We start from the raw sequence: 26,168 nt of genomic DNA on the forward strand, positions 1-26,168 counted from the left end.
GAGAGAGCAGCGAACTCTTAACCAGCGGGTTCAAATTCCACCGGTATTTAAAACTCTTTAGCCGAGACTCAGCGACCTCAGCCGTATTCGCCTCGCACTCGCCAGCCGTCCAGGGAGAATTCCGCGGTCACTTTGTCGCTGAACCCGGCGTAGTAGGCCTGCTGGACGGCGCGGACCGGGTGGTGCGGGGGTGCACGTAGAGGGCATTCGTAGAGGCGAGCCATTCCAACACCGGCAGACGGGCCGGGTCGTCGAGGAAACCGGCGCCGGGCCGCCGATGACTATGCTCCCCGCAGGCCGAGTTCGGTGACCGCGCGGTCAAGCTCCGAAGCGGACTCGGCGGGCTGGGCCAGGGCAGCGCCGCGAAGCCCTCGAACCGGTCGGGGTGGGCAGTGATCGCGGCCGCGAAGCGGTCGTTGGCCGCGCAGCAGGCCGCGATCGCCTGGTCGGCGGGGAGACGATGCAGCGGGGTGCGCCAGGACAGGATCTGCATGTCGAACCTGTGCTCGTCCATCTGCTGGATAGGGCCCTCGCCGAGGTCGGCGCCGAGCTGGACGGCGGTCGTTGTCGGGAGGCCGGGGCAGCGCCCTCGCCCAGAGGCGCTGAGCTGTCGCTCACGCTCTGGGCGCCGGCGTAGGGGCATTTGGCCAGCAACGGGGCGAGGGTGGCCGCCTTCGTGGGGTCGAGGGCGTCTACTTCGATCCCGATGATCGTCATGGTGATGTCTCCTCCCGTGTGGACGGTGGGCGTGTCGGGTGGTGGCAGGTGAGGCGATTGCGGTGGAGCACTCGCGCCCACCGCGCCACACGCCGGAGATGGAGAGGGTGTCGCCGATGGCTGTGGTCGGGTCGCCGTCGACGAGCAGCAGATCTGCGCGCAAGCCGGCGGCGATGCGGCCGCGGTCATCGAGGCAGAAGCGCCGGGCCGGGACCGATGTGGCCGCACGTAGTGCGCGCACCGAGGAGAGGCCGGCCTCGACGAGCAGGGCCATCTCGTGGTGCACGCTCGTGCCTCGGGCCAGTCCGCCGCCGGTGGGGCCGCGCTGGCCCGGCTACGTGACGACTTCGGGAAGCTGCTCGCCGCCGAGCTCGACGGCTACACCGCATGGCGTCAGCGGGAGCGCTACCGTCGTAACCGGCCGCGGTGATTCCCTCCGACAACAGCTACAACCTCGGATAGCAGGATCATGGGCACGCACTCGCCCGGCCGACTGTTGAGGCGAGACTACTCAGTGTCATCGCGACGTACCTATCGCGTCACAACAGCCCGATGATGGTGCGCAGGCGGATGTCCCGCAAGATTGCTACGCCGCGACGTGAACTCGCGCGGCAAGCCCGCGGATCCCCGGCACTGCTGCCCTGTTCTGCACCAGCAGGGCGTCGACGATGGTCCGGACTGCGGCGCGGGTGTGCACTTCGCCGGGCGCACGTCGTTCGGCGGCCAGCAACGTGCTGTAGGCCGGTCCGGGCTGGCCGAGCTGCAGCTGCACGGCGGCGAGATCGACCAGATACCGTCCCTCCCGCTCGAGGTCGGGAAAGGCCACCGCCCGGGCTGTGCGCGCGTGCTGCAGAGCTGCTCCGGGCTCGCCGAGCAGCTGCTCAACCGAGACGCGATGGCTCAGCAGGTTCGCGCCGGCGCGGGCGGCGTCGGCACCAGCCAACCGCCCCGTGGTCGCCGCAGCGTCTGCCAAGAGCTCACGAGCGCGGCCACCGTCACCAGCTCGCGCTGCAGAATATGCTCCGGTGCACAACAGGCTGGAGTGCAGCAGCAGGTGGCGGGGGTCTCGACCGTCGAGTATGAGCCGGTCGGCGGCAGCGAAGACCAGTTCCTGGGCACGATCGTGATCACGGGCGCGACGGCAGACGCCCGACAACATGCGTTCTGCCTCGGCGAGCACCAACGGCTCCGCGGCCTCATCCGCGGCACGGACGGCTCGGTCGGCGCTGATCCACTCCAGGCCGCCAGGGCGCAGCTTCACCAGCGCACGGGTCGTCAGCGTGTAGGCCTGGGCTCGTGCCCCTGCGTCTCCGGTGGCCTCGGCAGCACGCACCAGCGCGGGCAGCGCCTGGGCCAGCGCGAGAAAGTCGGATTTGCCGAACGACACCTTGGCTGCGGCGAGCGCACGGGTCAGCTGAGCAGCGGGCAGCACGGCCCCGTCACTTGCCGGAGCACCGACGAGGACATCGGACAACCGGGCAGTCAGCACGACAGCGGGGTCCGGCGACACTTCCGACGAAGCCACTTCAGCTGCGGCGGCTGGAGCGCCCGCGACGGCGACGCCCACAGCCACGCCACCTGCTTTCAGGAAGCTACGTCGGCGCACATCGTCCTCCTCGGGGGCGGGCTCGCCGACCACCCTAGAAGCCTTCGGCTCTCCGCGCCCGGTCGCCACGCCATCATCGCCGTCGAGTCCGAACGCCGAGGGAGGGATCTGCAGGCTCTCAGCCAGTCGCCGGAGGGTGACGACGTTATCCATCCGGCGGTGCCCCGCCTCCATCCGTGAGATCACGCTCGGGTGAAAGCCGAGGCGCTGGGCGAGCTCGGTCTGGCTCCAGTCCGCCCGCTCGCGGGCACAGCGCAAGACCGCGGGGTAGTCGCGGCGCTCGATCGCGTCGAGCAGCAGCGCGGACATGGCCGGGAGCATCAGGCGTCCTTCACCGTCGGAAACGATGACTCACCCAGGGTAGCGGCTTGGCGCCGCTGTCAAGGGTGCTGTGCCACTTCGGCACAGCCGTGCCGGGCTGGCACAGAAGCGGCCACGACCGGATTCAGGTCCCTACGTTCGAGCTGTCCGAGGTGCAGCCCGATTCAGGAGGGATGCGATGGAGTCACAGATCGAGCCGCTGCCGATCGCCGGAGCGTGGAAGATCACCGCAGAGGTTTTCACCGATCACCGGGGCAGCTTGCACGAACCCTTCCACAGTGGACAATTTGCGGAAGCCACGGGCGTAGACCTCGTTATACGGCAGGCAACATGCTCGACCTCGCATCGAGCTGTGCTGCGGGGCATCCGGGTCACCGAGGCGTCCGGGCCGGCGAAGTACGTGACCTGCCTGCAGGGCTCCGTGCTGGACGTCGTGGTGGACTTGCGGGTCGGGTCGCCGACCTTCGGCTGCTGGCACGCCGAGCGCCTCCATCACCTCGACCGGGCAGCTCTTTACATCGCTCCCGGCCTGGGACATGCGTTTCTCGCTCTGTCGGAGACGGCGACCGTGCTGTATCTGCTGTCGCAGTCACATGAGGACGCACACGAGCAGACGGTGAACAGTCTCGATCCCGACCTCGCGATCGCCTGGCCCACCGACGTCACTCCCCTGCGCTCGGCGAGCGACGCTGCCGCGCCGAGCCTGTTCGAGGCACGGCAAGCCCGCACGCTGCCCATCTACGCAACCTGTGTCTCCCTACACGGCAAGGCGTTCCCGCAGTTCGCCTGACGCCACCACGTTCGCACCATCATCCGATTCTCGGGAAGGACCACGATGCACACTGTCTTCGTCACCGGCGGCGCCGGATTCATCGGGTCGCATCTGGTCGACCGACTCGTCAAGTGCGCCGACGTCGACCACGTCACTGTGCTGGACGCCTTGACCTACGCCGGCGACCGCCGCAACCTCACTGAAGCCGAATGCTCGGACAAGGTCCGCTTCATCCACGGTGACATCCGCGATCACGACACGGTCTCCGCGGTCCTTCCCGGGCACGACTGGGTGGTGCACCTGGCCGCGGAATCCCACGTCGACCGCTCCCTGATCGATGTCGGCCAGTCGGTCCGCACCAACGTCATGGGCACCCAGGCGCTGTTGGACGTGGCGATGCGCGCCGGTGTCGACAAGGTGGTCCACGTGTCCACCGACGAGGTCTACGGTCCCCTGCCGACCGGCGCCGCCGCCGAGGACGCTCCGTTGCGGCCGACCGTGCCGTACGCGGCAAGCAAGGCCTGCAGCGACCTGCTCGCCGCCTCCTACTACGTCTCCTGCGGCGTCCCGGTGTGCATCACCCGCAGTTCGAACAACTACGGACCGCGCCAGCACCCGGAGAAGCTGATCCCCCGATTCCTCGGCCTCCTGCTGTCCGGACAGCAGGTCACAGTGCACGGACGCGGCCGGCACCTGCGCAACTGGCTGCACGTCGAGGACAACTGCCGGGCCATCGAGCAGGTCCTGCGCGTCGGCGTCCCGGGCGAGACCTACAACATCGGCGGCGGCACCGACCTGACCACCATCGAGCTGACCAAGCTGCTGCTGCAGGCCACCGGTCGCGACGCCGACGCGATCACCTACGTCCCGGACCGGCCAGCCAACGACATCCGCTACAGCATGACCTGGGACAAGATCGCCGCCCTCGGCTTCGCTCCCGCCCGCGACCTGGCGGCCGGCCTGGCCGCCACGGTCGCCTGGTACCGGCAACACCCGGAGCGGCTGGCGCCCATCACCCCAGCGGAAGCCACGGAGGCCGAGCTGGACGGGGTGCCCGCATGACCAGCGTGACCAGCCTGAGCGGGCCAGCGGCCAACGCCCGCCCGTTCCTGCACGGCACCGAACTCGCCGCGATCAGCCGCGTCCTGCAAACCGGCCAGTACGGGCACGGACCGGAGACCGACAAGTTCGAACGCGAACTCGCGGCCTACCTCGGCGTCGACGCCGTCGTCGCGGTCGCCACCGGCACCGCGGCACTGCACCTGGCGCTGCTGGCCGCCGGCGTCGGCCCGGCCGACGAGGTCGTCGTGCCGTCGCTGACCTTCTGCGCCAGCGTCCAGGCCATCCTCGCGACCGGCGCCCGCCCCCGATTCGTCGAGGTCGACCCCGCCACGTTGTGCGTCACCCCCGAGTACGTCGAGGCCGGTCTGACCGCGGCGACCCGCGCGGTCATGCCGGTGCTCTACGGCGGACGCGCCGTCGACCTCGGCCCGATCCGCGACCAGCTCGCCGAGCGTGAGATCGCCGTCGTTGAAGACGCCGCCCATGCCTTCGGCTCGCTGATCGCAGGGGGCCACGTCGGCGCTACCGGCGATCTGACTTGCTTCAGCTTCGACGCCATCAAAGCGCTGACCTGCGGCGACGGCGGAGCGATCGTCCCGCGCACAGCCACGGAGGCCGACCAGCTGCGCCGCGCCCGGCTCCTGGGGATGACCGCCCCGCGGGAGCAGCGGGTCCGCACGGTCTCCTACCAGGTCGCCGCGACCGGATTCCGGTATCACCTCTCAACGCTGCACGCCGCGATCGGCCGCGTCCAGCTCGCCCACTTCGACGAGGTCGCGGCGAGCCGCCGCCGGCTCTGGCGTCGCTATGCCGACGTCCTCACCGTCATTCCGGGCGTCACCGTGGTCGACCTCGATGTGGCGAACACCGTGCCGTTCAACTGCGTCGTCCGTGTCCCCTCGTCCGCGCGCGACGCCATCCACGCCCGGCTGCACGCCGCCGGGATCCAGGCCGGGGTGCATTACCCGCCCAATCACATGCAGCCGGCGTTCGCCCGCTGGTCGCGGCCGTTGCCCGTTACCGAGGCTGTGGCCAGCGAACTCCTGAGCCTGCCGTTCCACCCCGGCCTGACCGACGACGACATCGACTACGTAGCCGCCAGGCTCGGCGCCGCAATCGCCGACGAGCGCGCCGCACCCGACCGCCGCAGCGCCACGGCGGCTGGGCAGCACGGAGGACGGTGATGCGCCGCGCCGCGGTACTCGGCAAGGGCAGCCTCGCTGTCCACGCCTGCGAAACCCTCGCCGGTCTGCCCGGACTCGTCCTCGACACGGTCATCCCGAACATGCCCGAACCCGAGTGGGACGTCAGCCTCACCGACACGGTCAACACCCGCTGGCCCGACGTCCGTGTCATCAGGTCCGGCGACTGGCGTGAGCTCGACCCCGGCCGTTGCGACCTCGTCCTCAGCGTCCTCTACGACAAGATCATCGGCCCCGATCTCATCGCCGCCACGCCACAGATCATCAACTGCCACCCCGGCCGGCTACCCCACTATCGCGGCGTGCGGCCGGTCAACTGGGCTTTACGCAACCGCGACGACCTCGCCGGGGTCACGCTGCACGTCATCGACGACGGCGTCGACACCGGCCCGGTCCTCGCGGAAGCCCTGTTCTCCATCTGGCCGGACGTCGACGAAGTCCGCGATGTCTGGTGGCGAGCGATCGCCCACGGCCGCCAGCTCATCTCCGACACCCTGCCCCGGCTCGAGGACATCATGCCCCGCCCGCAAGACTCCGCGCTCGCGGTCACGCATTACAGCCGTGACAACCACCAGCTCGGCGACCGCACCGAGTGGACCCGGGCTCTGTCCGGGTTCCCGACGACCTGATCGCTCAGATGCTCCGGTGGCCGCTGACCCGGCGCGGGGTCAGCGGCCACCGGTTTCGGCCAGGTCCAGCACCACGTCGACGAGCCGATCCCCGGCGTCCGGGCGCCCCTGCTCCCGCGCCTTGTCCGCCATTTCCTGCCGTCGTACAGGGTCGGCCAGCAGCGGTTCCAGAGCTTCTCGCAGCGCCGCAGGGGTGACCTCACCCAGCAGAGCACTGGCTGCGCCGGAGTCGGCGAGATGGCGTGCGTTGTGGGCCTGTTCGCCGCCTGCCGAGGACGCAAGTGGGACCAGCACCGAAGGCAGCCCCAGCGCGGTCAGCTCGGCTACCGTGCCCGCGCCGCTGCGCGAGATCACGACGTCGGCCAGCGCGAACACGTCCGGCAGCTCCGGTCCCACGAACCCGACCGGCAGATACCGGCCCGTTGCATCGACCGGCAACGGCTCGGCGGTCGCCTGCATCTCCTTTACCGCGGCCGGTCCGCATTGATGGATCACGTTGGCTCGCTCCAGCAACCACGGCAGAACCTCGCCGATGAGCCGGTTGATCTGGGTGGCTCCCTGCGCGCCACCGGTCACGTACACCGTCGGCCGAGACCGATCGAACTCAGTCAGACTGAGACCTTCGAGGGCTTTCTCGGCGTGACCGCTCAGAATCTCCGGCCTCACCGGGTTGCCAGTGACCACCGCGCGGTTCCGGGCTCGCTCCGGCAGCAGCGGCAAAGTCGATGCCGACGACACCGCCATCGCCGTGGCAACTCGAGCCAGCAGGCGGTTCGCCAGGCCCAGCCGCACCGTCTGCTCATGCACCATCAGCGGCCGCCGGCACGCCCACGCCGCAAGGCTTACCGGCACGGACACGTAGCCACCAGTTGCCAGCACCACGTCCGGCCGGAAAGCTCTCACCGCGCGCACCGCCTGGATCACCCCAAGCGGCACTCTCGCCATATCTTTCACATTGGCCCACGACATCATCTTCAGCGGATTCCGCGCTCGCCGGACCTTGCCGGCCGCAACTGCCACGAATGAGATCCCTTCGCGTTCAGCTGTGCTCGCTTCGAGCCCGCTGGCAGTACCGACCCAGAGAACCTCCGGCAACTGATCAGCCGCGACTCGGGCCTGCAGAGTACGAACAGCAGTCAACGCCGGATAGGTGTGACCACCGGTCCCGCCGCCGGTTACTAAGAGTCGCAACGGCTGACCACTATCAGCTCGGTCACTGTCGACACGAACGGCCTCCACAGGAAGTCCTACCTTTCGAAACCAACCAGAAACAGGCTTACGCCTGGAAATTTGCCCCGTTCACAAACCGGCACCGCCGGCGGCTCTCGCGCCACCTCCGCCACTCCGAGCTAGATCGCAGTCCACGACCAAGGACGGGCTACGTCACCGCGCAGACAAGCTATGCGATGACGCGCCTGGCCTGCGGCATCAGGGCGAGCCTCTGCTTTGCTCAACGCGAAACAGACCCATCGAAGCTCCTGGATGTCCGCAAACGTCCGGTATCCAGGAGCGGTGGTTACGTCGTAGCCGCCGTATGCGGTGACGAACGACTCGTAGTCCTCGGTGGTGATCCGAGCAAAATCGGTGTAGTCCACGGCAAGTTGAATCAGATCCCATTCGAGACGCCCCAAGGAGACCATCTCCAGGTCGAGCAGGATTGGCGGGCCTGAGTCTGGCGTGGCGACGTTGCCTTGCCACGCGTCCCCGTGGATTACCCTGCGTGGTCCAGCCTCGAACTCGCGGTAGCGCTGACGCAAATCCGCGAGATGACCATTCAACCAGGCACGATCGTCGTCGTCCACGTCACAAGCATCGGTGATGCGTTGGCCAAGGTGAGAAAATGGATCATGAGCAGGCAACTGCGGATCCGCTGGAGCGGATAGTGCATGGAAGGAGCGGAGAACCGTGCCCAATTCGGCGGGCGTGGCCGGCCGGTGGTCAGGTAGCAGCTTCCACCAGGAGACCGGTCGATGATCTATGACGACGGGCTGGGGCGCGTCGGCGACGGCCTGCACAACCGACAGTCCCGATTTGGTGAGCCACTTCGACACGCGAACTTCACGTGCGGCTACTTCCTCCGTCCCAGGCCGTCCGATCCTCGCGACGACTCTGTTGGGAAGCCGATACATGACGTTGGAGCCGTCGCGGATCAGCTCAGCCCCCGTGATGTCGAAGCCAGCGATACGGGCAGCCTCGGCCAGTGTGGCGTCTACGGTCGTGCGTCCTGTTGTCACGAAGTCAATCTTCTCAGGCGTCCTGTCGAGAGAGTAAAGCGATGCCGTGACGCAGCTCGGCAACATCTCCAATTCGAGTATGCTTCTCAGATGCGCGCGCTAGGTCGTTGAGTTCTTTGACGATTCGTTGAGATCGCAACAGCGCGGCGTCAGCGACCGCCTGACGTCCAATTGACGCAGCCTCGCGTGGATCACCAGCGATCATAAGGAGTGCCGCGAGTCGCGTCCGGGAGAAAGTGCGCGATCGCGGGTATTCAGAGCCTTGCAAGCGGATGGCATATTCCAAGCGAGATGCAGCCAATTCAATTCTTTTTCGAGCGCGAGCAACCGGCATGAGCGCTTTTCCGGTGCTTCCTTGGTGTTCAGCTTCGTCGTAGTAGCACAACCAAGGGGGGTCAGATGTCAGTTCACGTTCGGCGAAGTACTGGTCAGCACGCTGCACATCAGAGAGGGCCTCATCCTCTCGCTCGGCCGTGGCAAGCAACCGCGCGCGAATAGTCCACAACATAGCTCGGGCGGTTCCAGACACGCGATCCGACCTGACCTGCGCGAATTCAATAAGAGACAACGCATCGTCAAAATTGCCAAGATAGGCTGCTTTGCGCGACATTTCGGCAAGAGTATTTGCTCGCAACGCCCAAGAATTCCCTTGATCCGCACACCAGAGAGCGAACCGGAAGCAACGATCGGCTGCATCGTAATTTGCAATATCGAAGGCCGAGTATGCAACAACGCTGCTCAGATTTCCTACCGCTTCGAACATTGCGCTACGAACACTGTGGGCAGCTTGAGCTTCGACTAAGCGACCAGCCCACCGCAGTTGCGCGATCGCTGCCTCGCAAGACAATCCACCTCCGAAGAGGTTCTCCGACATCGCCACCGCGCGGGTCGTGGCCCGCACGTGGTCGACGTCCGTCCAGCCGATCCGCTTCGGAACCGGAGTCTCCACCGAAGTTTGTGTAAGGAAGGCCGCCGGACTCATCCCCAGGTCCACCGCGCCAAGCAGGTCCGAGCGGGCCGTGGGACACATCGCCACTGCCTGTATCGCACGGCTGCTGCCTCGACGGGTTGGATGAAACCCGAGGTCTGCGTCGGTTGCGGCCTCGAGTACCGCACGAAGCCCTTCCCGATACGCTTCGCCCGGCCAACCCACCTTGCCGCTTTCGTACCGCTTGACGGCGTCGGCATCCAGGCTGTACCGCTGATTCTTGGCCTTCCAGAGGTACAAGTTGACAGCTTCGGCAAGCTCGGATCGGGACATACATTCGCCGAATTTCGCCCGCGACGGAGTCGCTTCGCGCTTAGCGCGCAGCTTCACGTTCGGCGTGCCCACTGCGGTGTCCTCCCTGGCGTACGAGATCGAGTGTACCTCGGTGACCAGCAGGAACGATGGCAGACTGCCCCAGGCGTCGCCCAAATGCCCCCCAGAATGCCCTCTTGGCAACGCGCCAGTTGATCGACGCTTAGTGCATGACGACGACAGTGCAGGTCCAAGCACATCTGACGTGGGTGACGTCAGCTCAGACGCCGGTGGACCACGCAGTGACCGACGACGCCATGGCTGCTGGGATGACTTCACAAGGCGTGTACGAGGGCTTGTGCGGTGCACGCTTCCTCTCTGCACCGATGACTGCCGCCCCAGGAGCCCCTTGCGTATTTTGCCGCCGATTCGTGCAGGCGCGGGCCTCGTTGCGGTCAGTTGAGCAGCGTCTGTCTCGTCCGCCTCGCCAACGTCGCCTATCGCTCGTGCTTGGGCGCCTTACCGCGGGTGCCTGCAGGCCTAAGTCGTCGGTTTCCTCGGAGGCGAGTTCGAGAGGGAACCAAAAGAAAAACCGTGAGCCATCTTTTCAGGTCCCGTCAGAGCGGTTGTCGGCTGGCTGCGCCCTCGACCGGCGGACGAACGACCAAGGCGACCTCCAATGACCATCTCCACATTGGCACCATCATTTTTGTCCAACGATACGCCGGTGGCGTTGCCCACCATTCTCCAGGCCTACGGCTACATGCGCGTACCTGCCGGCCTGCCAGACCGCAAAGTACGAGGCCTCGAACAGGCCGTCGTCCGTCACGCCCACGGACTAGGGCTTCACTTCGTCCGCTTCTTCTTCGAGTTTCAATGCGGATCCCACGAGGGCTTCGACGAACTCCTGACAGAACTCGTGTGCACGAATGCTCGGCACGTAGTGGTACCGAGCCTACGGCATTTCGCCTTGAACACCCTGCTGCAGAACGCCATGTGCGAGCGCCTCGCCCTCGACGCCAAAGCGCACGTCCACGCCATGCGCAACCGCAGGGCGGAGTAAACCTCATGGACAAGGAAGCAGCAGAACTCGTCCGGGCATTGGCCGGGGTCAACATCCACGTTCCGGAGATCAGCCGCGAACTCCTCGCCGGCACCATGCAACCCGAACGGCAGCGGATCTTCGCCGGCATGCTGATGGAGTTGGCGGACGTACTCTTCACTCACGCCAACAACCAAGAGGCCCCGCAAGCTCCTCTAACGCTCGCCGACCGCGTCGGTATCACCGCCCGACAACTCGTAGCGGTCGCCATGCATCTGCGGACCAGCACCGCCACACCCCACCAGCTCAACGAAACAGCTGGACTACTCGTCGCTCAGTCCGAAGTGCTACGCCTCTACGCCGACAAGCTACCCACCCCACCGGCCCCGGCTCGCCCACCCGACTCGCCCGAGCCGCCGGGCTCGTGAACGGCGGGGTGCTGGTAATCCACGCCTGTCTGGCAGCTCCGGTGGTGCTGGTCGTCGCACTCATCCTCCGCGACGCCCTGCGCCACCGGCGGCTACAGCCGAACGCCGAGACCCGGGTAACTCGCAACCAGCAACCGACAATCCGCCGACGCGCTGAGGCCGAAGCCGCCGATGCCCCGACCGAAGTACTGCCGATCATTGGACCAGCACCAACCATGGAACCGGCCGAGCACTTGGCACCGATGGCTCGTCGCACGCGACCGTACGTCGGGCTACCCGAGGCGCCGCCATACCGGATGGCGGCCCCGGAGTTGGAAGTCATGGCCCGCGTTCTGCAAGGCCTGCGCCGCTTGCCCACAGGAGAATCTCGCGCGCCGACGTCGCGGCCGCGCCACGGCTAGGACCGCACAAGACCTCCGACTTGACCGAATGGGCCAGAGTCGAATTCCTTACGCCTGAGGGTTATATCTCGCTCCTGTCGGAACGTTGGCCGCGCCGGCCGCTCGCGAAACCCCACCAGAAGACGTCGGTCCCGGCCGGGAGCAGCCCCCCGAATCCCGGCCGGGACCGGCTTCCATCACACAGCCACAGGAGACCGAATGAACGGCGCCACGGGCTCCGAAGAACCGGCCACGACCCGGTTCCCCGTCACCGTCGATGCCTACGACTTCCAGCAGCTCTCCCACGACAACAAGCCATGGGCCGGACACCAGACGCGCGATGACCACCGGTTCGAGTCGATGAACGGCGACGACGTCGCCTACTCCTGGCCGCACGCCTGGTGGTACCACGACTGGCCCACCGTCATCATGGCGCGCAACTTCCTCAACGGTGCCGGCCACAACTACCAGATCATCAGCGATCTCGACGACCCTCTCGCCGAATCCGCAGCGCACACTATCTGGCGCCCCTGCCCCCGGCACCGATGCAACCACTGCTCCTTCGCACCGACCTGCAGCTACGTCATCCTCACCGGCTACCCGACGAGCCAGCCGCACCCAGCGGCAGACGCGCACACCGATAGGTACTCGCGGGCCCGGCTGCACCTGATCGCGTTTCTGTCCGCCTATGCCAACGGCATCGCTGCGCGCCTCGGGTGTCGCCGGCGCCATCCAGCTCCGCCGCCGACCGCTCGACCCGGTCATCAACCCGGGCTGAGTTCTCCTGGGCGCGGCCACCGTCCTCGCCGTAGCGCTGGCGATCTGACCATCCCTTTCCACTGTTCATCTCGCACGAAACGACGTCACATCATGGATCTTCTGTTCACCCTGCTGCTGTGCGCGCCGTACCTGGCCATCGGTTTCCATACCGCGCGCAGTGTGCTGCGCGATGCCCGGGACCAGTCCACCGACGAGCGGAGCTGCCAGCGGCCCCGTGTGCAGATCTGGCTCTACGCCGTGGCCATGGTGCCGCTGTGGCCATCCGTTGACCTCATCCCTCCGCTGGTGCGCTGGGCCGGATCCGGCCGAACGCGGCCGCGGAGGTGCTTCAGGCACGCGAAGCGGTCCTCGTGAGCGCCCGCCGAGCGCTCGGGCTGCGGCATCCGCGGTCACATCCCATCCACGCGCCCGGCGAGCGGCCCGTTCCCGTTCTCGGTGGGTGGACTCGGTGAGTCTCACCCACGCGCACCTTCCCGGCGCCGCCCGGCAGGTCTACGACCTACTGGCCGACCACCCCGGGCCCGCCACCACAGCCGCCCCGGTCGCCGCCGCCCTCGGTATCACCGAGCCGGACGCAGCCGCAGCACTGCAACGACTGCACGCCGCCCACCTGGTCGACCAACTCCCGCCCGGCCACCGGTACGCGCTCACCTCCCTAGTTCGCCAACACGCCGCACACCAACGCCGCCAGACGCCCGCATCAGCCCGCGCCGTGCAGAACACCCGTCTGGTCAGCTGGTACACCGCCGCCGCTTCCGCCGCGGTGTCGCTCGTCGCCCCCCGCGCGCCCTGGTTCAGCGCCCACGCCACCCATGAGGCCCTGCCACCCGACCACGCAGACGGGCGACGCGGGCTGCCCTGGTACGCCCAGGAACACCACGTCCTGCGCAACATCCTCGCCGCCGAACTGGCTCAGGGGCGCGCCGAGGTCGCCGTGGAACTGGCCGAAGCCGTGTGGCACCTGGCCCGCCCGACCTATCACCACGACGACCTCGCCCATGCCCAGCACACCGGCCACACCCTCACCCACCAGACCCGACGCCCGCTCGCCGCGGTGTTCCGCGCCCGCGAAGCCACCGCCCTGGCCGACCTCGGCCGCCGCGTCGAGGCCCTCCGAGCCGCCGCCGAGGCCACCACCAGCGCTCAAGACACTGCCGAGCCGGGCATCCTCGCGCTGGTCCACGCCCACAACGGCCGCGTCCATCTCACCGCCGGCCAGCCCGAGAACGCGCTGCACGAACTCGCCACCGCGCTGCGCCACCACCAGGTGGTCGACGACGACCACGGACGCGCCCTCGTCCACCGACGCATCGGCCAAGCCCACCTGGACCTCGGCCACATCGCCGACGCTACCCGCTACCTGGACGCCTCAAGCAGTGCCCTGACTCGCAAGGGGCATCGGCTGAGCGCGGCGCGATCGCTGACCTACCTGGCCCACGCGCTCGTCGCCGACAGACACTCGGCCAGAGCACTGTCGGTGGTAGGCCGCGCGCACGACCTGCTGGGCAACGCCGCGGCACCGCGCTACCGGGCCGGCATCGGCTTGGCCGCCGCCCGCGCCCGCTACGCCCTGGGCGAGGCCACTGTCACCCGCCGCATCACCGAAGACCTCATCCGCCGGCTCCGCGACTCCGGTCCCGGCGCAGCCGGAGACCTCGCTGCAGCCACCGAACTACACAACCGGCTCTGACCACGACGCCACCGGAAACCCCACCGTGAAACCGCTTCACCCGGCTGGTCGAGGCCGGCCGATGCGTCACCCAGTTCGCGGCCGAGCTACACCGACTCAGAACAGATCGGAGAGAATTGTCCACTGTGTACACCCGCCGGTACCAGCCGAGACCGACAAGAGCCGTTGCGAAGTGGCCGACGATCGGCCAGGACATCACCGCGGCACACCTACGATCGGCGGCTGACGGCATGCCGGACCCGGACTGGCTTCCCTGGCCGCCCACCGCCCGAAACTACCCCCTGCCGCTGCCGCGACATGAGCACAGCCCCTACCGCGTCTGGGAAGTGATGGAACTTCGAGCCCGCCACGTGCGGTGGTCCCAGATCGCCGTGCGCCTTGACCTGCCTGAGAACATCATCCGCGGTTGGATTCACCGCCTCGCCGCCCGGTGATCCGTTCATGACTCGGTGCCGAGGCAGAGATGGCACCGGCCGGCTCGCGCGCGAACGCTCGGCGAGACGTCGGCCCGGCCGGGACATACACCGGCCGGGCCGACCCGCACACGCACGAGACCCAGGAACTGTCACGGCGCCAACGACGTCACGGGCACCGCGGAACCTGCGGTGTGCCGGCGCCGCCGGGACCGGTGTGCTGCTCGACCTCCCACAAGTCGCCGCGGACCCAGCCGTAAGTGCCGCCGCGGTAGGACCAGCCCCACGCGTGCCCGTCGGAGGCCCCGCGCGTGCACGACACCCAAAACCCGGCGCCGTAACCGATCGTGCCCAGCACCGGACCGTCCACCGGCCGCGACCGGATGCGCGCACCACTCGCGGTCGCGGTGACCGCGATCCAGCCCTGCGCTGTTGCGGCCTCCATCGGTCGGGCGTCCGGCGAGGTCGGCGTGGACCAGACGAGGGTTCCGTCGGGCGTGACCGCCGGTATGTCCGTCGTGCCCTCGCCGACCGCGCCCACGTCCGGTCGGTCTGACACCACGCCGGCGACGGATGCCGGCTCGGCTGCCTGGACTGGCGATGCAGCCGCGATCGTCGCGCTCGCGAGAGCGCCGAACGTCAGCAGTGACGCCGCGATCCGCTTCGCACATAGAAGACTCGTTGTCATAGAAGGACTCCCGTCGGGTCTGGCGCGTCGTCGACCACTCAGCAGAAGGCTCGCTTGGGCCCCGAGGGCAGTGGCTCGTCAACGCACGCACGGAAACCAACGGCCGGTCCAGGCCATCACATCGGCTCGGCCTGAGATCTGACCCACCGTCACGTCCGACTTATGTCGGTTGCAGAAAATTTGGCTCGGGAGAGGCGCCCTCCCCAGTGCCCTCTCCCGAGCCGGGAACCCTTGCGCCGCTGGGGGGTTGAGAGCGGACCGGATCCCCAGAAGGGTCCATAGTGGTCGCTCCCGTGGACCACCGTGGATCACCTTCTAGAACCCAGGGTGCCGGAGAAATCAGTAATTCGCCACAAGTGTGGCTAATTTTTTGTTATAACTTTCAGTGTCGAGTCCTGCGCGAAGCGCAGTTCCGACGGCTCCTCCCCACCGTGTGACCGCGGCTGGGCGTGGCCGCAGCGCAGTGCAGCAGACCCGCAGCCCGGGGCAAGCCCGCAATCCACAAGGGACACAGCCGCCATCGTGCGGCCGGCTTGCCCCGGGACCCGCGGGGCCTGCTGGCGAAAGGCCGCGTCCACCGCCCACCCGGGCGGGCCACCGAGGAGGAACCCGTGCTCAAGTACCTCGTCTCCACCCACCGCACCCAAGGCGAACGGGCTAACGACTCCAACTCCCTTCCGCATACGGAACTGGTCGATCTTCCCGGCGTGTGCCACGAGAATCCGGACTCGCCCATCTGTGGCTGTGCCCGCAGTTTCGTCGGCATCTCCAGCCGGCAGACCTCAACCACCGCCGAGGTGGTCGAAACCGACATGACCGCCGCGGAGTACATCGGCCGTTTCCACGCCGGCCTCCTCGCGCTCGGCTGGGAAGACAACGTCGAGACGCGCAACGGTGTCATCGATGCCGCGGTGGAGCTGCTGCTGCTCGCCGCCATGTGGCCGAGGGGCACCGTCGTCGAACGCCGCGGCCACGAGATCCACGTGCGGATCTTCCCCGACGAATCGTGAACGCCCGCCGCCAGTCCAGCAGCTCGTACGAAGGAGCCCTCATGTCTCGTTCCACCGACGCGCGGCGTGCCCGCGCGTTCCTCCAGCACGCCGCCGAACCCGCCAACCCGGTCCTCGCCCGCTACGTCGCCCAGGTCGGTCCCATCGACGCCGCCCACCGCATCGCCAGCTGCTCCGCCCCGCCCCATGTGCTCGCCGAGTCTCGTCGCAACGTGCGCTGGCACCTCGCCGATGCCAGCCTGCGCGCTGCCGCCGAGATGGGCGCCCGCTTCGTCATCCCCGAAGACGACGAATGGCCAACCGACGTCTTCGCAGGCCTCAGCGCCCTGGCCGTCGAGCACGACACACCCAGTGCTGCTCCCCTGGGCCTGTGGGTCCACGGCGAACCGCGGCTCGACGAGCTGACGGCAGCCCGGTCCGTCGCGATCCTGGGATCCCGGGCCGCGACCGACTACGGCAAGCACTACGCCGAGGACTTCGCCGGTGCGCTGGCGTTGCGGAATGTCGCGGTGTGGAGCGGCGCCGGCTACGGCATCGACGGGGCCGCCCATCACGGGGCGCTGGCGACCGGACGTCCGGCCGGCACCGTCGCGGTGCTGCCCTGCGGGCTCGACGGCGGCTACCCGGCCGGTCACATAGGCCTTATCCAGCGGATCGCCGCCTCCGGCGCGGTCGTGTCCGAGTACCCGCCAGGTGTCCCGCCAGCCCGGCGTCGGTTCCTGCAGCGCCACCGTCTGCTCGCCGCGTTCACCACCGCGACGGTCGTGGTCGAGGCCGGACGACGCAGCGGCGCCCGCCACGCCGCACGTCTCGCCGCCGAGCTCGGCCGCCCCGTCCTTGCCACGCCCGGTCCGCTGTCCTCCGCAGTGTCTGCCGGGTGCCACGAACTCATCCAGGACGGCACCGCCCGCCTGATCACCTGCGTCGACGACATCCTCGCGGCGATCGAGCAGAGCGATGAGGACGAGATGGACGCGGAGCCCGCGACGGCCCTCATGTCGGAGGAGGCCGGTCGACGCTAGCGCACACCCCGACGGCGGCCCGGACCTGGCGCTGACCCGATCCGGCCGGGGCCGTCGCGGGCCGCCGTCGGGCGCGCGCTCGGGCGGTGGCGGCTCACACCTTCGTGGGCCGCCACCGCCTCCCACGGCCCACACGCCGCAGGAGCCGACCCGAGGAGCGCCGACCGTGACCGTGTACCTCACCCCGGGCGAACTGATCGGATCCCTGCCCGACACGCGCGCCGACACCCTGCACGTCATCGCTCTACCGACCCACGCCCGCACCAGCACCCGGGGGCGCCTCATTTCGCCGACCGGCGCGACGTTCCCGGCGACGCAGGTGCGGGGAATGACCACCGGCGAGATCGCCGAGCACGTCCAGGCCGCGCTCCCCGCCGAGGGCGACACCGACCTGGTCATCGTCGTGATCTCCGAGGACCGCGCCCGGCGGTGGCTGCCGCTGCGGGCCGCGATCGCCGCGCTCGAGGCCGACCTGCGGCCCGCCGGGCACACCGTCATCGGCCGCTACTGGGCCCCGCACACCCGCGCCGGAGCCCCGTGGCGCGACTACCGCCTCCCCACCCGCCTCGGCACCGTCATCGCCCCGCGCGCGGACCTCGACTTCTCCAAGCCCGTCAAGCTCGGCGGAGACGCCCCCACCCCGACCTGGGGCCTGCCCTTCGCCGAACCCGGCGAAACCCTGCCGGGCCGCATCGGCCGATTCGCCCGCCGCGTCCTACCGCTGCTGGTACGTCGCGGCGAAGAGGCGAACCGGCTCGTCGCCCACTCCACCATCCAGGCCGGCCGCGGCGAGTTCATCGACGACGTCGCGGCGTTCGCGGTCACCACCGCGCTGACTGACAACGCCGTCTACGGCCCCTTGCTCCTGCCGCCGTCTGATCTCGACCCGCAGCGCATCGAGCAGCTGTGGATGGCCCTCTACCGCGGCAGCACCGAGCCCGACATCCGTGCACGGTTGGCCACCTTGGTCGCGGCCAGCGCCGTGCGCCGCGGCGACCGCCACCTCACCGCCTGCGCCCTGGCCCACGCCCACGGCGCGCCGGGCGCGGCCACCGTCGGGCTGCTGTTCCAGCAGCACGCCAGCGCCGACCTCGTCGAGCACCAGCTCGACGAGATCGCCGGCCGGGTCGGCGCGACGCGCTGGTAACCCCACGTCCCCGACATTCAGCTCGGCCGCGACGCCCCGGTATGTCGTTCCACGCTCCGGGACGTCGCGGCCCCTTGCCTTGAAGGAGATCACATCGTGCATCACGTGATCCAGTGGTCTGGAGGCATCGGCTCCTGGGCCACCACCGAACTAGTCCGCCGCGAACACCCCGACGACCCGATCACTCTGCTGTTCGCCGACGTCAAGGTCGAGGACAGCGACCTCTACCGCTTTAACGCCGACGCCTCTACACGGCTCGGGATCCCGATCACCCGGGTCTGCGATGGCCGGACCCCGTTCGAGCTGTTCGTCCAGCGCAGCTACCTGGGTAACGCTCGGATAGCTCCCTGCTCACAGGCGCTGAAGCAGAAGCCCTGCCGACGCTGGCTGACCGAGCACACCGACCCGGCCGACACCGTCCTCTACGTCGGCCTCGAACCCGACGAGCAGCGCCGAGCGCCCGCGATCACCGCCGGCTGGCGCCCCTGGCTGGTCGACTACCCACTGATGCAGCAACCCGGTCTCACCAAAGACGATCTACTGACCTGGTGCCGCAACGCCGGTCTCAAACCGCCTCGGCTCTATTGTTCTGGCTACAGCCACAACAATTGCGGCGGTCTGTGCGTGCGCGGGGCCAGGCTCACTGGCGCCGCACCCGGGAGGTCTTCCCCGATCGATTCGCCTGGTACGCCCAGCTCGAACACGACTTCCGCGCCACCCACGGAGATGTGGCGATCCTCAAGCACCGCCACCACGGCCAGACCCACCCGCTGCCGCTGCGCGATCTGGGCACCGGCTCGGCGGTCGCATCGACTCTCACCGAGCTGGACCTCGAACACGTTCTGCGCCTGCTCGGACTCGGCGAACGGCCTGAAGATCGTCGACGCCGTCTCGAAGTGGGATCCTGCAACGGCGGAAATCGGGCCGGGTGACGTCTCGGCATGCCCCTCGCGCTCCTGATGGATCGGTGGTTACGGGTGCCGGGCGTTCGGTCGTCGCGGTGTGAGCAGGCCGAGGGAACCAGGCCCGCGCCGGCGGTGCACTGCCACCAGTCCACAAAACCGACTCACTCCGCAGTTCGAGGCTTGTGCACCGCCGGCGCTCGGCCTGGTGATCCGTGGCCGTCCACCCGCGAGCCCGCCTCATCCATCCAGTGATGGCGACGGAGACGGCAGCAGGGACCTAATCTCGAAGTCGGCTATGACACGGTGAGCCAGGCCTTCGCCAACTGCGCCATCCCGACGGGACGGCAGACGACGTCGCGCACGGAAGCGACCAGGTAATCGGCACGGTCGGGGTCCGAAAGCGCGATCCCGTGAGCGATGTCGACGATGGCGTAGTCCCGGTCGGCACCGAAACTCTTGTCAGCGGCAGCCAGCGCACGGTCAAGATCAACCTCAGCCAGTGACCGAGCGATTCCGGCCCACGCGCGCTCACGATCGCTCGTATCGGTGATGGCGACGGCGATACGCTCAGCGTGTGCGACATCGGTGGCCGCTATCGCACACGCCAGAGACGCATAGACTCGGTCTTCGCCATACAGTCGAGCAGTAATGCCGTGCTCGCGTTTCAGTTCGTCAAGCTGCCCAAGTAGCGCGAGAGTGCGTTCGGGCGCGACTCCGGCCAGCAAATCGGCGACACGGGTAAGAACGTGAAGCTTTTTCTGAGTGGGCGACTCGGGCTCTCCTGGCGAGTACCGGTTGCCTTCGGTCCACGCTTGGAATCGGTAGACGGCTGTCCTGATGGGCTTCAGTGGGTCCCAGATGCTCACCTTAGGCGGCTCGGGCAGGGCGAGTACGAGCTGTTCGGCCTTCTCGAAGAGGTTGGTCGCACGACCGGGATCGGTAGCCAGGACAGCGGTCCCGATCTGTACGAGCGCCGAACACTGAAAGGATTCGTCGACGGTCGCCTCGGCGATCCGGACGGCACGGTCGAGGTGGATACGGGCCATCATCGCCAAGGCCTCCGCAACCTCAGACTGAGCCCACCTGCAGTTATCGGCGGCCCATGCCAGGATGCGTTCGAGTTGATCGAGAATGCCGCCGCGATGCTCCGAATTCAACCCTCCGACCACCTCGACGACATCGCTCAGCCCGATCAAGGATAGATGCGGGTCGGTGAGGTCGAAGGACAACGCCCGCTCAACAAGACTGGCAGCTCGGTCGGGCTCAGTCGCTGCCATCACCTTCGCGATGGCAGCCGCCGCCATGAAGTTGTCGTCCACAGCGGTCAGCGTGGCGGCCACCTGCTCGGCCAGCACGAGGAGATCCTCAGCTCGTCCGGGATCCGCCGCCACAACAGCCTCCGCAAGCCTCGCCAGAGCAGCGCACTTCCACTTGCTCTGAATGATGGACCTCGCCAGTTGTTCTGCTCGTTCCACGAAGTCGATGACCCTGGGCGAGTCCAGGACCGCCATGGCTTCAGCAATCTCGACCACGACATTCGCCCTGTCCCAATTATCTCCTTTGAGGTCCGCGGCGAAAAGCAACGCACGGTCCAGCAGTGCCTCCGCTCGCCCACGAAGGGCAACCGATCTCCGATTGAGCACACCGCGATTGCGGACCAGTCCCAGCAGGTCCGCGGTCGCGGTGCCACGTTGCTGCGGCAGCGGCAGCCTGTCGGCACGCAACACGCTGTACATCTGCCGGTAAATGTCCCCCAAACTCAGCAGTTCACCGGCCGAGGACGTGCCGTCGCGCAAGAGCTTCAGCAGCCTGCCCGTGAACGCCGTGTGCGGCTCGTCCTCGCGTACCAACGCACGAGAATTGGGCGGGGCAGAAGCCAGGGTGTAGGTCCCGCCGATCTCTAGCTGGCCGAGCATGACCTGCTCCTCATCACCCAGCGTCGGTCCGATGGTGCGGCCGCTGTAACAGCTGTCCACGATCACGACCCGGTTGGCCGCAGGGCTGTCCAGGAAGGTACCCCGCACCGCCTCGAACCGCAGAGCACTGTACTCGGGCGCCCTGACCTCTGCTTCGTGCAGAGCCAGGTACAGGTCGCCGTCCCGGCCCAGCAGCCCATGCCCGGCAAAGTAGAACAGCAGTAGATCCTCGGCCTCCGCCGCGGCGGCGTGCAGCAGGCGACCGATGTCGACAACGGTCGCGAGAGCAGGCGCGACCAGGCAGTGTGCGTCGGGAAACCCGCCGATCAGCGGATCAGTGAATGCGGCTGTCAAGTCCGCAAGATTCGCTGCGACCTGGGGAACATCCGGTAGCCGTTCGTCCTGGTAGACCGGAGCGCCGACCAGTACGATCCGCGAACGCGCCGGATCAACGGCGCGGATGTTCACTCGGCTTGCTCCAGGACCAGCCGGACGAGCGCCTCGGCGTCGGGGACATTTTTGGCGTCGAGATCTACCTGCCTGCCCCTCGGCCCCTTCACGATGATCCGAATATCCGAACGTCGAGGCTGCGCAAGAAATCCTTTCAAGGAGGCGAACAGGACACTGAGAGCCCCGCCGCCGCCGACCGCAGCGATCAAGATGTCCTCGGCTCCGCCGAGCTCACCCGGCTTCGGGGCTGCCGGCACGCGCGTGATCCGGCCACGCAGTTCAGGCTCCGCGCGCAGCCAGTCCGCCAAGCTCTCGAGACCGTCAACTGGATCGTCGCCGTCGATCGACAGAAGTACCTCAGACATGATCCGCCTCCCTCGCTCCGCACAAAGTATGAACCAGATCCCGCTGAATGCACCGGCCACGCAGGATCCTGTCGAGTTAACACAAAATCGAACACGAAACATCAAGAATACCCTCGTTCCGCGGCAAGCGAACGTCACGCCTCAGGCGTCGACGCCTACCAAGCTACTCGCCGCAGCGGCATGGGTTCGCGGTCGTCGCGTCGCAGTCGGGCCCAACGAGACCAGGCCAGCGCCGGCGGCGCACGGCCACCGTTGCGTTCCACGTTCCCCTTTCGCTCGGGGGCCTGTGCACCGCCGGCGCTTCGGCCTGGTGCGTGGCAGCCGCCCACGCGCGAGCCCGCCACCACCGGCCGGCACGTACCGCCTCATGCAGAAGGGATTCTTGACGTGTCCAAGGAAACCAGTAAGTGGCTCAACACTAACGTCCTCATCGGATTCACCGAGAAACGCGGCCACGCCTGGCACTACCGCGCCGAAGACCAAGGCAACGAGCCGAACCACTACCCCGGCCCCATCCCGATCACCGAAGTCAAGCGGCGCCTGTTCGACTGGACCGCCGAGCCGGCCCGGGTGTTCGTCGAGGACCGGTTCGGTCTCCGCCTGGCCACCGCCCACCTCGGCGTCACCGCCTCCGACAACGGCGACCTCCTCGCCATCCACACCGACGAATACGGCATCCACCAGTACGCCACCTGGCTGCTGGACAACGTCGCCTCCCTGCTCGACGACGGCCTCACCATCGGCTCCGCCGGACTGCTGCGCGAACGCAAGCAAGCCTGGGTCAGCATCGAAGTACCCGACAACATCACCACACCCGAAGGCGTGGAGTTCCGCCCCAACCTGCTCGCCTGCTCCAGCCACGACGCCAGCCTCAAAACCCGCTACAAGCGCGTCATCACCAACGTCGTCTGCGACAACACCATGAACATCGGCCTGCGCGAAGACGGCCAAGAAGTCGCCGTCGTCCACAAGCGCAACAGCGCGCTGCAGCTGCTCTCCGCCCGCGAAGCCCTGAAGATCGTGCACACCGTCGCCGACGAATTCGCCGCCGAAGTCAAGAAACTCTGCCAGACCACCGTCACCGACCGCGCCTGGAAAGCCTTCCTCGACGCCCACACCCCGATCCCCGAGCAGCCGGGCCGCGGCCGCACCAACGCCGCCAACAAGCGCACTGCGCTGACCCGCTTGTGGACTAGCGACAGCCGGGTCAGCCCGTGGAAGAACACCGGCTGGGGCGTCGTGCAGGCCGTCAACACCCACTTGCACCACGAAGCCGTCATCCGCGGTGCCGGCCGAGCCGAACGGAACATGACCCGGGTGATGACCGGCGAACTGGCCAAGCACGACCGCACCGCCGCCGCAACCCTGCACAAGGTCCTCGCCGCCGTCTAAGCACCCTCCGGTCCCCGCCTTCGCTCACCGTTCCGGCTCACGAGAGGCCTCCTGCCATGAGCATTAGCACCATCCCGCCGATGACGTGCGGCACCGACGGCTGCACGAACACCGGACACGGGATCTCGATCGCCGTGTCACGCCCGAGCATCTACCGCTGCCACGACTGCATCACCTGCCTGAACGCGCTCGCCCCTCGCTGGATACGCGGGTTCACCGACGAGCGTGCCTACGCCGACCGCAACACCGAACTCGGGCACCTGAACGCGACATCGCTGCGGGAACAGGCCGCGCCGGTGCTGGCGGCCATTGACAAAGCGCGGGATGCGTTCACGATGCTGGCCGACCTCGTCGGCCCGGCGCTGGCCCGCGACACGGTCACCGCGATCGTCAACGCCGGCGACCACGTCATCGACTGCTCTATCACCAACTGCTGGGCCGCCTACCGCTACCCCGAGCACCACCCGCGCACCGCGCCGACCCGTGCGGCGTACCGGTTCGATCACGTCTGGCAGGTGCGTGTCGACGGCCGCGCCGTCGGGTCCGTCCGTCGCGTCACCGCCGGCGTGCTCGACCGCTACGAACCCCGCACCCTCACCGGATCTGTCCTACGTCCCGACCTGCCCGACGACGAACAGCCCCGCCACGACTCCGTCCACGCCGCCACCGACGCCCTCATCGCATGGACGGCCGATCGCGAGCCCGCACCCGATGCCGTGGCTCCCGGGCACTCTTGATTTCGCGGTGTCGTGCGGCCTCGATCACGCGACCAGGTCCCGCGACACCGGTCAAGGCCCACCTCGACACATCGACGTCTCGGCCGCGGGCACGGGGCCTTGACCGGCGCCACGGCGGGACCTGGGTGACCGGGGGGCGTCCGCACACCACCCCACGCGAGGCCACCTGAATGAACCGGGAATCCCCGAGCGGCACGCCTTCCCCCGGGCGAGCCGGCTCCCGGTTCGAGGCTGGCCGGGTCAGCGCACGCGCCGTGCTGCCCCGGCCAGCCTCCTCTTACGCCTCTCGTCGACCGTTCCCGGAGGTCCGACCATGCCACGCGCAACCGAACTGACCGCCATCGAACGCGACGTCCTGCGCGACGCCGCGCGCGGGCTGAACAACATCCAGATCGGCGCGAAGCAGTTCCGCTCGCCCGAAACCATCCGCACCCACATGAAGCACATCATGTACAAGCTGAACGCCCGCAATCGTGCGCATGCGGTCGCCATCGCCTATGACGCCGGGATCTTCCGGTGCTCGCTCCCGCACCTGCCGACGACCCAAACGATACCGCGGCCGATGTCCCCGCCGGGCCACACGAGGTGCGAACCCGGACAGCCAGGTCGCGCGGCTTCCACACCTGCCCGTCGCGTCGTCCGCGAACGGCGAGGGCGGCGATGAGCGAGCCAGCACTGTTCTCGCTCGAGAACCAGCACGGGAACCGTCCGCTCGATCTCGTATCCGGGGGTTCCGGCGTAGAAAGTTCCATCTACCTCACCGAAATCCTCACCCACCCTGCCCGTCACGACGTCGACCCCGAGAATCTGGTCGTGCTGCACGCCGTCGTCGGCTCGGAGTTCACCGACACCCTGACCTTGTCGCAGGGGTTCATCCTGCCTCTGCTGGCCGATCGCGGTGTCCGGCTGGTTCAGCTCTCCCGCCGCGGCCGCCACGAGCGTGACGGCATCGAGATCCCCGACGACTCCACCACCCCGAAAGTCATGCATCACACGGGGTCATGGACGCTGGCGTAGCACAACGCGGTTAACGGCATCACTCCGCAGCTGTCGGATCGGCGGCGCTCGTTGCAGTTCAAGGGTTTCGTGCTGGACCGGTTCATCCTCACGGAGTTCACCGGCCGCCCGTACCGGCACGTGATCGGATACAACAGGGACGAAACGAGCAGGGCACGCAACGACCTGGTCTTCGCGACCCAGACCCGCCAACCAGTCCACCCGCTAATCGAGTGGGGCTGGTCTCGGCAGCGCTGCGCACAGCTGCTGACAGCCGAGTTCGGCGTCGTCTGGCCGAAATCGGCCTGCGGGTTCTGCCCGTTCGCCGGATCCGCCGCCGCAGTTCCTCGCTGAGGCTGCGCATGAAACAGGACCCGGCACGCGCGATGGAAGCCCCTGCTGACAGAGTACCGCGCACTGTTCTTCAACCCGCGCAGCAAAGATGTTTGGCAAGTTCAGCCTGCATGACCGTCTCGTCGAGCATCATATCGACACCGTCCTAGCCGAGTTCGAGCACCGCCTCGCGAGCGCACAGTGGACGGTCTATGAAGTCCGCTGCCTGTTCTTCCCCCGCGGCAACGACCCAGCCCGCAAGCGGCCCGGTTGGGGTTCCGCCCGGGCCCGATTCACCGGAAGCCGTGCCGCCGCCGATCGATAGCTGCGCCACCACGCCGGGGAGCCCGCCGACTCCGCCGGGCGATTGTGGCTACGCGGCCAGATACCGTCGTCGACCTATCCTCGGGTCGCGCACTTCATCGGAGCAACGCTGGCTGCAACAGCGGACAAGCAACGTAGTTCCTTCGACAAGCAGTGGAGCGCCGTCACCGGCCACAAGCTCTTCGACCTCGCCTGACCCCGGTCTCATCCCGCCAGGGTCCCCGGCGTGCGACACGCATGGCGCCCGCTGCGGGGCACGACCGCGAGCCGTCACCGACCGGCTACCCGGCTTTGGGTGGCCGGGTCAGCGCACACGCCACGCCGCCCTGGCCAGCCTCCTTCTAGCATTACCTGTCCTCGGAAGTCC

The 26,168-nt window shown here is 67.9% G+C and carries 27 protein-coding genes and 1 pseudogene; 19 read left to right on the forward strand and 9 right to left on the reverse strand.

Going from position 1 to position 26,168, the window contains the following annotated elements; translation table 11 throughout:
• Nucleotides 1-127: 127 nt before the first annotated feature.
• Nucleotides 128-514 carry a hypothetical protein gene (locus tag ACIOD2_RS47170; protein ID WP_400552463.1) on the reverse strand — a complete coding sequence of 129 codons (387 nt, stop codon included), beginning with the start codon at nucleotides 512-514 and terminating at the stop codon, nucleotides 128-130.
• 336 nt (nucleotides 515-850) lie between these two features.
• A pseudogene (locus ACIOD2_RS47175) lies at nucleotides 851-991 on the reverse strand (amidohydrolase family protein); the annotation flags it as partial.
• 3 nt (nucleotides 992-994) lie between these two features.
• Here ACIOD2_RS47175 and ACIOD2_RS47180 point away from each other — a divergent pair.
• Nucleotides 995-1,147, forward strand: coding sequence for a hypothetical protein (locus ACIOD2_RS47180; protein WP_400552290.1), 153 nt, complete (start codon nucleotides 995-997; stop codon nucleotides 1,145-1,147).
• A gap of 156 nt (nucleotides 1,148-1,303) precedes the next feature.
• On the opposite strand, the gene ACIOD2_RS47185 is transcribed toward ACIOD2_RS47180, so the two are convergent.
• Entirely contained in the window at nucleotides 1,304-2,632 is a 1,329-nt protein-coding gene (locus ACIOD2_RS47185; RefSeq protein WP_400552292.1) for a multiprotein-bridging factor 1 family protein, read from the reverse strand.
• Between the two features lie 190 nt (nucleotides 2,633-2,822).
• Here ACIOD2_RS47185 and ACIOD2_RS47190 point away from each other — a divergent pair, with 190 nt between their 5' ends.
• The 4 genes from ACIOD2_RS47190 to ACIOD2_RS47205 are packed head-to-tail and all read left to right on the forward strand — an operon-like array spanning nucleotide 2,823 to nucleotide 6,309.
• Nucleotides 2,823-3,434, forward strand: coding sequence for a dTDP-4-dehydrorhamnose 3,5-epimerase family protein (locus tag ACIOD2_RS47190; protein ID WP_400552294.1), 612 nt, complete (start codon nucleotides 2,823-2,825; stop codon nucleotides 3,432-3,434).
• A 45-nt stretch (nucleotides 3,435-3,479) separates the two neighbouring features.
• Nucleotides 3,480-4,478 (forward strand): dTDP-glucose 4,6-dehydratase, encoded by a 999-nt coding sequence (locus ACIOD2_RS47195; RefSeq protein WP_400552296.1) that lies wholly within the window; start codon nucleotides 3,480-3,482, stop codon nucleotides 4,476-4,478.
• Nucleotides 4,475-5,662: a DegT/DnrJ/EryC1/StrS family aminotransferase gene (locus tag ACIOD2_RS47200; protein WP_400552298.1), complete on the forward strand. Its 1,188-nt coding sequence runs from the start codon at nucleotides 4,475-4,477 to the stop codon at nucleotides 5,660-5,662. Before ACIOD2_RS47195 ends, ACIOD2_RS47200 begins: the two co-directional genes overlap by 4 nt.
• On the forward strand, nucleotides 5,662-6,309 hold the full coding sequence (locus ACIOD2_RS47205; protein WP_400552300.1) for a formyltransferase family protein: 648 nt from the start codon (nucleotides 5,662-5,664) through the stop codon (nucleotides 6,307-6,309). The genes ACIOD2_RS47200 and ACIOD2_RS47205 overlap by 1 nt, the downstream gene beginning before the upstream one ends.
• A 39-nt stretch (nucleotides 6,310-6,348) precedes the next feature.
• Here the strand turns inward: ACIOD2_RS47205 and ACIOD2_RS47210 are convergent, their stop codons facing one another.
• The 3 genes from ACIOD2_RS47210 to ACIOD2_RS47220 form a co-directional block, all read right to left on the reverse strand.
• Entirely contained in the window at nucleotides 6,349-7,548 is a 1,200-nt protein-coding gene (locus ACIOD2_RS47210) for a UDP-N-acetylglucosamine--N-acetylmuramyl-(pentapeptide) pyrophosphoryl-undecaprenol N-acetylglucosamine transferase (protein WP_400552302.1), read from the reverse strand.
• Between the two features lie 110 nt (nucleotides 7,549-7,658).
• Nucleotides 7,659-8,609 carry a phosphotransferase gene (locus ACIOD2_RS47215; protein ID WP_400552457.1) on the reverse strand — a complete coding sequence of 317 codons (951 nt, stop codon included), beginning with the start codon at nucleotides 8,607-8,609 and terminating at the stop codon, nucleotides 7,659-7,661.
• Nucleotides 8,557-9,876: an XRE family transcriptional regulator gene (locus ACIOD2_RS47220; RefSeq protein ID WP_400552304.1), complete on the reverse strand. Its 1,320-nt coding sequence runs from the start codon at nucleotides 9,874-9,876 to the stop codon at nucleotides 8,557-8,559. Before ACIOD2_RS47220 ends, ACIOD2_RS47215 begins: the two co-directional genes overlap by 53 nt.
• Nucleotides 9,877-10,462: 586 nt before the next feature.
• Here ACIOD2_RS47220 and ACIOD2_RS47225 point away from each other — a divergent pair.
• From ACIOD2_RS47225 to ACIOD2_RS47240, 4 genes are all read left to right on the forward strand, one after another.
• Entirely contained in the window at nucleotides 10,463-10,846 is a 384-nt protein-coding gene (locus ACIOD2_RS47225; protein WP_400552306.1) for a hypothetical protein, read from the forward strand.
• Between the two features lie 5 nt (nucleotides 10,847-10,851).
• On the forward strand, nucleotides 10,852-11,253 hold the full coding sequence (locus tag ACIOD2_RS47230) for a hypothetical protein (protein ID WP_400552307.1): 402 nt from the start codon (nucleotides 10,852-10,854) through the stop codon (nucleotides 11,251-11,253).
• Between the two features lie 599 nt (nucleotides 11,254-11,852).
• Complete coding sequence (locus ACIOD2_RS47235) at nucleotides 11,853-12,767, forward strand: hypothetical protein (protein WP_400552310.1); 915 nt, start codon at nucleotides 11,853-11,855, stop codon at nucleotides 12,765-12,767.
• 94 nt (nucleotides 12,768-12,861) lie between these two features.
• On the forward strand, nucleotides 12,862-14,103 hold the full coding sequence (locus ACIOD2_RS47240; protein ID WP_400552311.1) for a hypothetical protein: 1,242 nt from the start codon (nucleotides 12,862-12,864) through the stop codon (nucleotides 14,101-14,103).
• Nucleotides 14,104-14,685: 582 nt separating this feature from the next.
• On the opposite strand, the gene ACIOD2_RS47245 is transcribed toward ACIOD2_RS47240, so the two are convergent.
• A complete protein-coding gene (locus ACIOD2_RS47245; protein ID WP_400552313.1) occupies nucleotides 14,686-15,078 on the reverse strand; it encodes a hypothetical protein in 393 nt (130 codons plus the stop codon).
• Nucleotides 15,079-15,815: 737 nt separating this feature from the next.
• Here ACIOD2_RS47245 and ACIOD2_RS47250 point away from each other — a divergent pair.
• The 4 genes from ACIOD2_RS47250 to ACIOD2_RS47265 all read left to right on the forward strand — a co-directional run bounded on the left by ACIOD2_RS47250 (nucleotide 15,816) and on the right by ACIOD2_RS47265 (nucleotide 19,343).
• On the forward strand, nucleotides 15,816-16,214 hold the full coding sequence (locus ACIOD2_RS47250; RefSeq protein ID WP_400552314.1) for a hypothetical protein: 399 nt from the start codon (nucleotides 15,816-15,818) through the stop codon (nucleotides 16,212-16,214).
• A 41-nt stretch (nucleotides 16,215-16,255) separates the two neighbouring features.
• On the forward strand, nucleotides 16,256-17,236 hold the full coding sequence (gene dprA / locus ACIOD2_RS47255) for a DNA-processing protein DprA (protein WP_400552315.1): 981 nt from the start codon (nucleotides 16,256-16,258) through the stop codon (nucleotides 17,234-17,236).
• Nucleotides 17,237-17,402: 166 nt separating this feature from the next.
• A complete protein-coding gene (locus ACIOD2_RS47260; protein ID WP_400552317.1) occupies nucleotides 17,403-18,383 on the forward strand; it encodes a DUF4192 family protein in 981 nt (326 codons plus the stop codon).
• Between the two features lie 96 nt (nucleotides 18,384-18,479).
• Nucleotides 18,480-19,343 carry a hypothetical protein gene (locus ACIOD2_RS47265; RefSeq protein ID WP_400552318.1) on the forward strand — a complete coding sequence of 288 codons (864 nt, stop codon included), beginning with the start codon at nucleotides 18,480-18,482 and terminating at the stop codon, nucleotides 19,341-19,343.
• A gap of 238 nt (nucleotides 19,344-19,581) precedes the next feature.
• On the opposite strand, the gene ACIOD2_RS47270 is transcribed toward ACIOD2_RS47265, so the two are convergent.
• Nucleotides 19,582-21,672, reverse strand: a complete 2,091-nt coding sequence (locus ACIOD2_RS47270) for a caspase family protein (RefSeq protein WP_400552320.1) — start codon at nucleotides 21,670-21,672, stop codon at nucleotides 19,582-19,584.
• Nucleotides 21,669-22,019, reverse strand: a complete 351-nt coding sequence (locus ACIOD2_RS47275) for a hypothetical protein (protein ID WP_400552322.1) — start codon at nucleotides 22,017-22,019, stop codon at nucleotides 21,669-21,671. Before ACIOD2_RS47275 ends, ACIOD2_RS47270 begins: the two co-directional genes overlap by 4 nt.
• 387 nt (nucleotides 22,020-22,406) lie before the next feature.
• Here ACIOD2_RS47275 and ACIOD2_RS47280 point away from each other — a divergent pair, with 387 nt between their 5' ends.
• The 6 genes from ACIOD2_RS47280 to ACIOD2_RS47305 all read left to right on the forward strand — a co-directional run bounded on the left by ACIOD2_RS47280 (nucleotide 22,407) and on the right by ACIOD2_RS47305 (nucleotide 25,802).
• Complete coding sequence (locus tag ACIOD2_RS47280; RefSeq protein ID WP_400552324.1) at nucleotides 22,407-23,411, forward strand: DUF932 domain-containing protein; 1,005 nt, start codon at nucleotides 22,407-22,409, stop codon at nucleotides 23,409-23,411.
• A gap of 56 nt (nucleotides 23,412-23,467) precedes the next feature.
• Nucleotides 23,468-24,148 carry a hypothetical protein gene (locus tag ACIOD2_RS47285; RefSeq protein ID WP_400552325.1) on the forward strand — a complete coding sequence of 227 codons (681 nt, stop codon included), beginning with the start codon at nucleotides 23,468-23,470 and terminating at the stop codon, nucleotides 24,146-24,148.
• A 313-nt stretch (nucleotides 24,149-24,461) separates the two neighbouring features.
• A complete protein-coding gene (locus tag ACIOD2_RS47290) occupies nucleotides 24,462-24,812 on the forward strand; it encodes a response regulator transcription factor (RefSeq protein ID WP_400552328.1) in 351 nt (116 codons plus the stop codon).
• Nucleotides 24,809-25,165 (forward strand): hypothetical protein, encoded by a 357-nt coding sequence (locus ACIOD2_RS47295; RefSeq protein ID WP_400552330.1) that lies wholly within the window; start codon nucleotides 24,809-24,811, stop codon nucleotides 25,163-25,165. The genes ACIOD2_RS47290 and ACIOD2_RS47295 overlap by 4 nt, the downstream gene beginning before the upstream one ends.
• A gap of 69 nt (nucleotides 25,166-25,234) precedes the next feature.
• Nucleotides 25,235-25,498, forward strand: a complete 264-nt coding sequence (locus tag ACIOD2_RS47300; protein ID WP_400552332.1) for a hypothetical protein — start codon at nucleotides 25,235-25,237, stop codon at nucleotides 25,496-25,498.
• 88 nt (nucleotides 25,499-25,586) lie between these two features.
• Entirely contained in the window at nucleotides 25,587-25,802 is a 216-nt protein-coding gene (locus tag ACIOD2_RS47305; RefSeq protein WP_400552334.1) for a hypothetical protein, read from the forward strand.
• Nucleotides 25,803-26,168 lie beyond the last annotated feature (366 nt).

Origin of the sequence: Amycolatopsis sp. NPDC088138 (genome assembly GCF_044741685.1) — a bacterium.
GTDB lineage: Bacteria > Actinomycetota > Actinomycetes > Mycobacteriales > Pseudonocardiaceae > Amycolatopsis.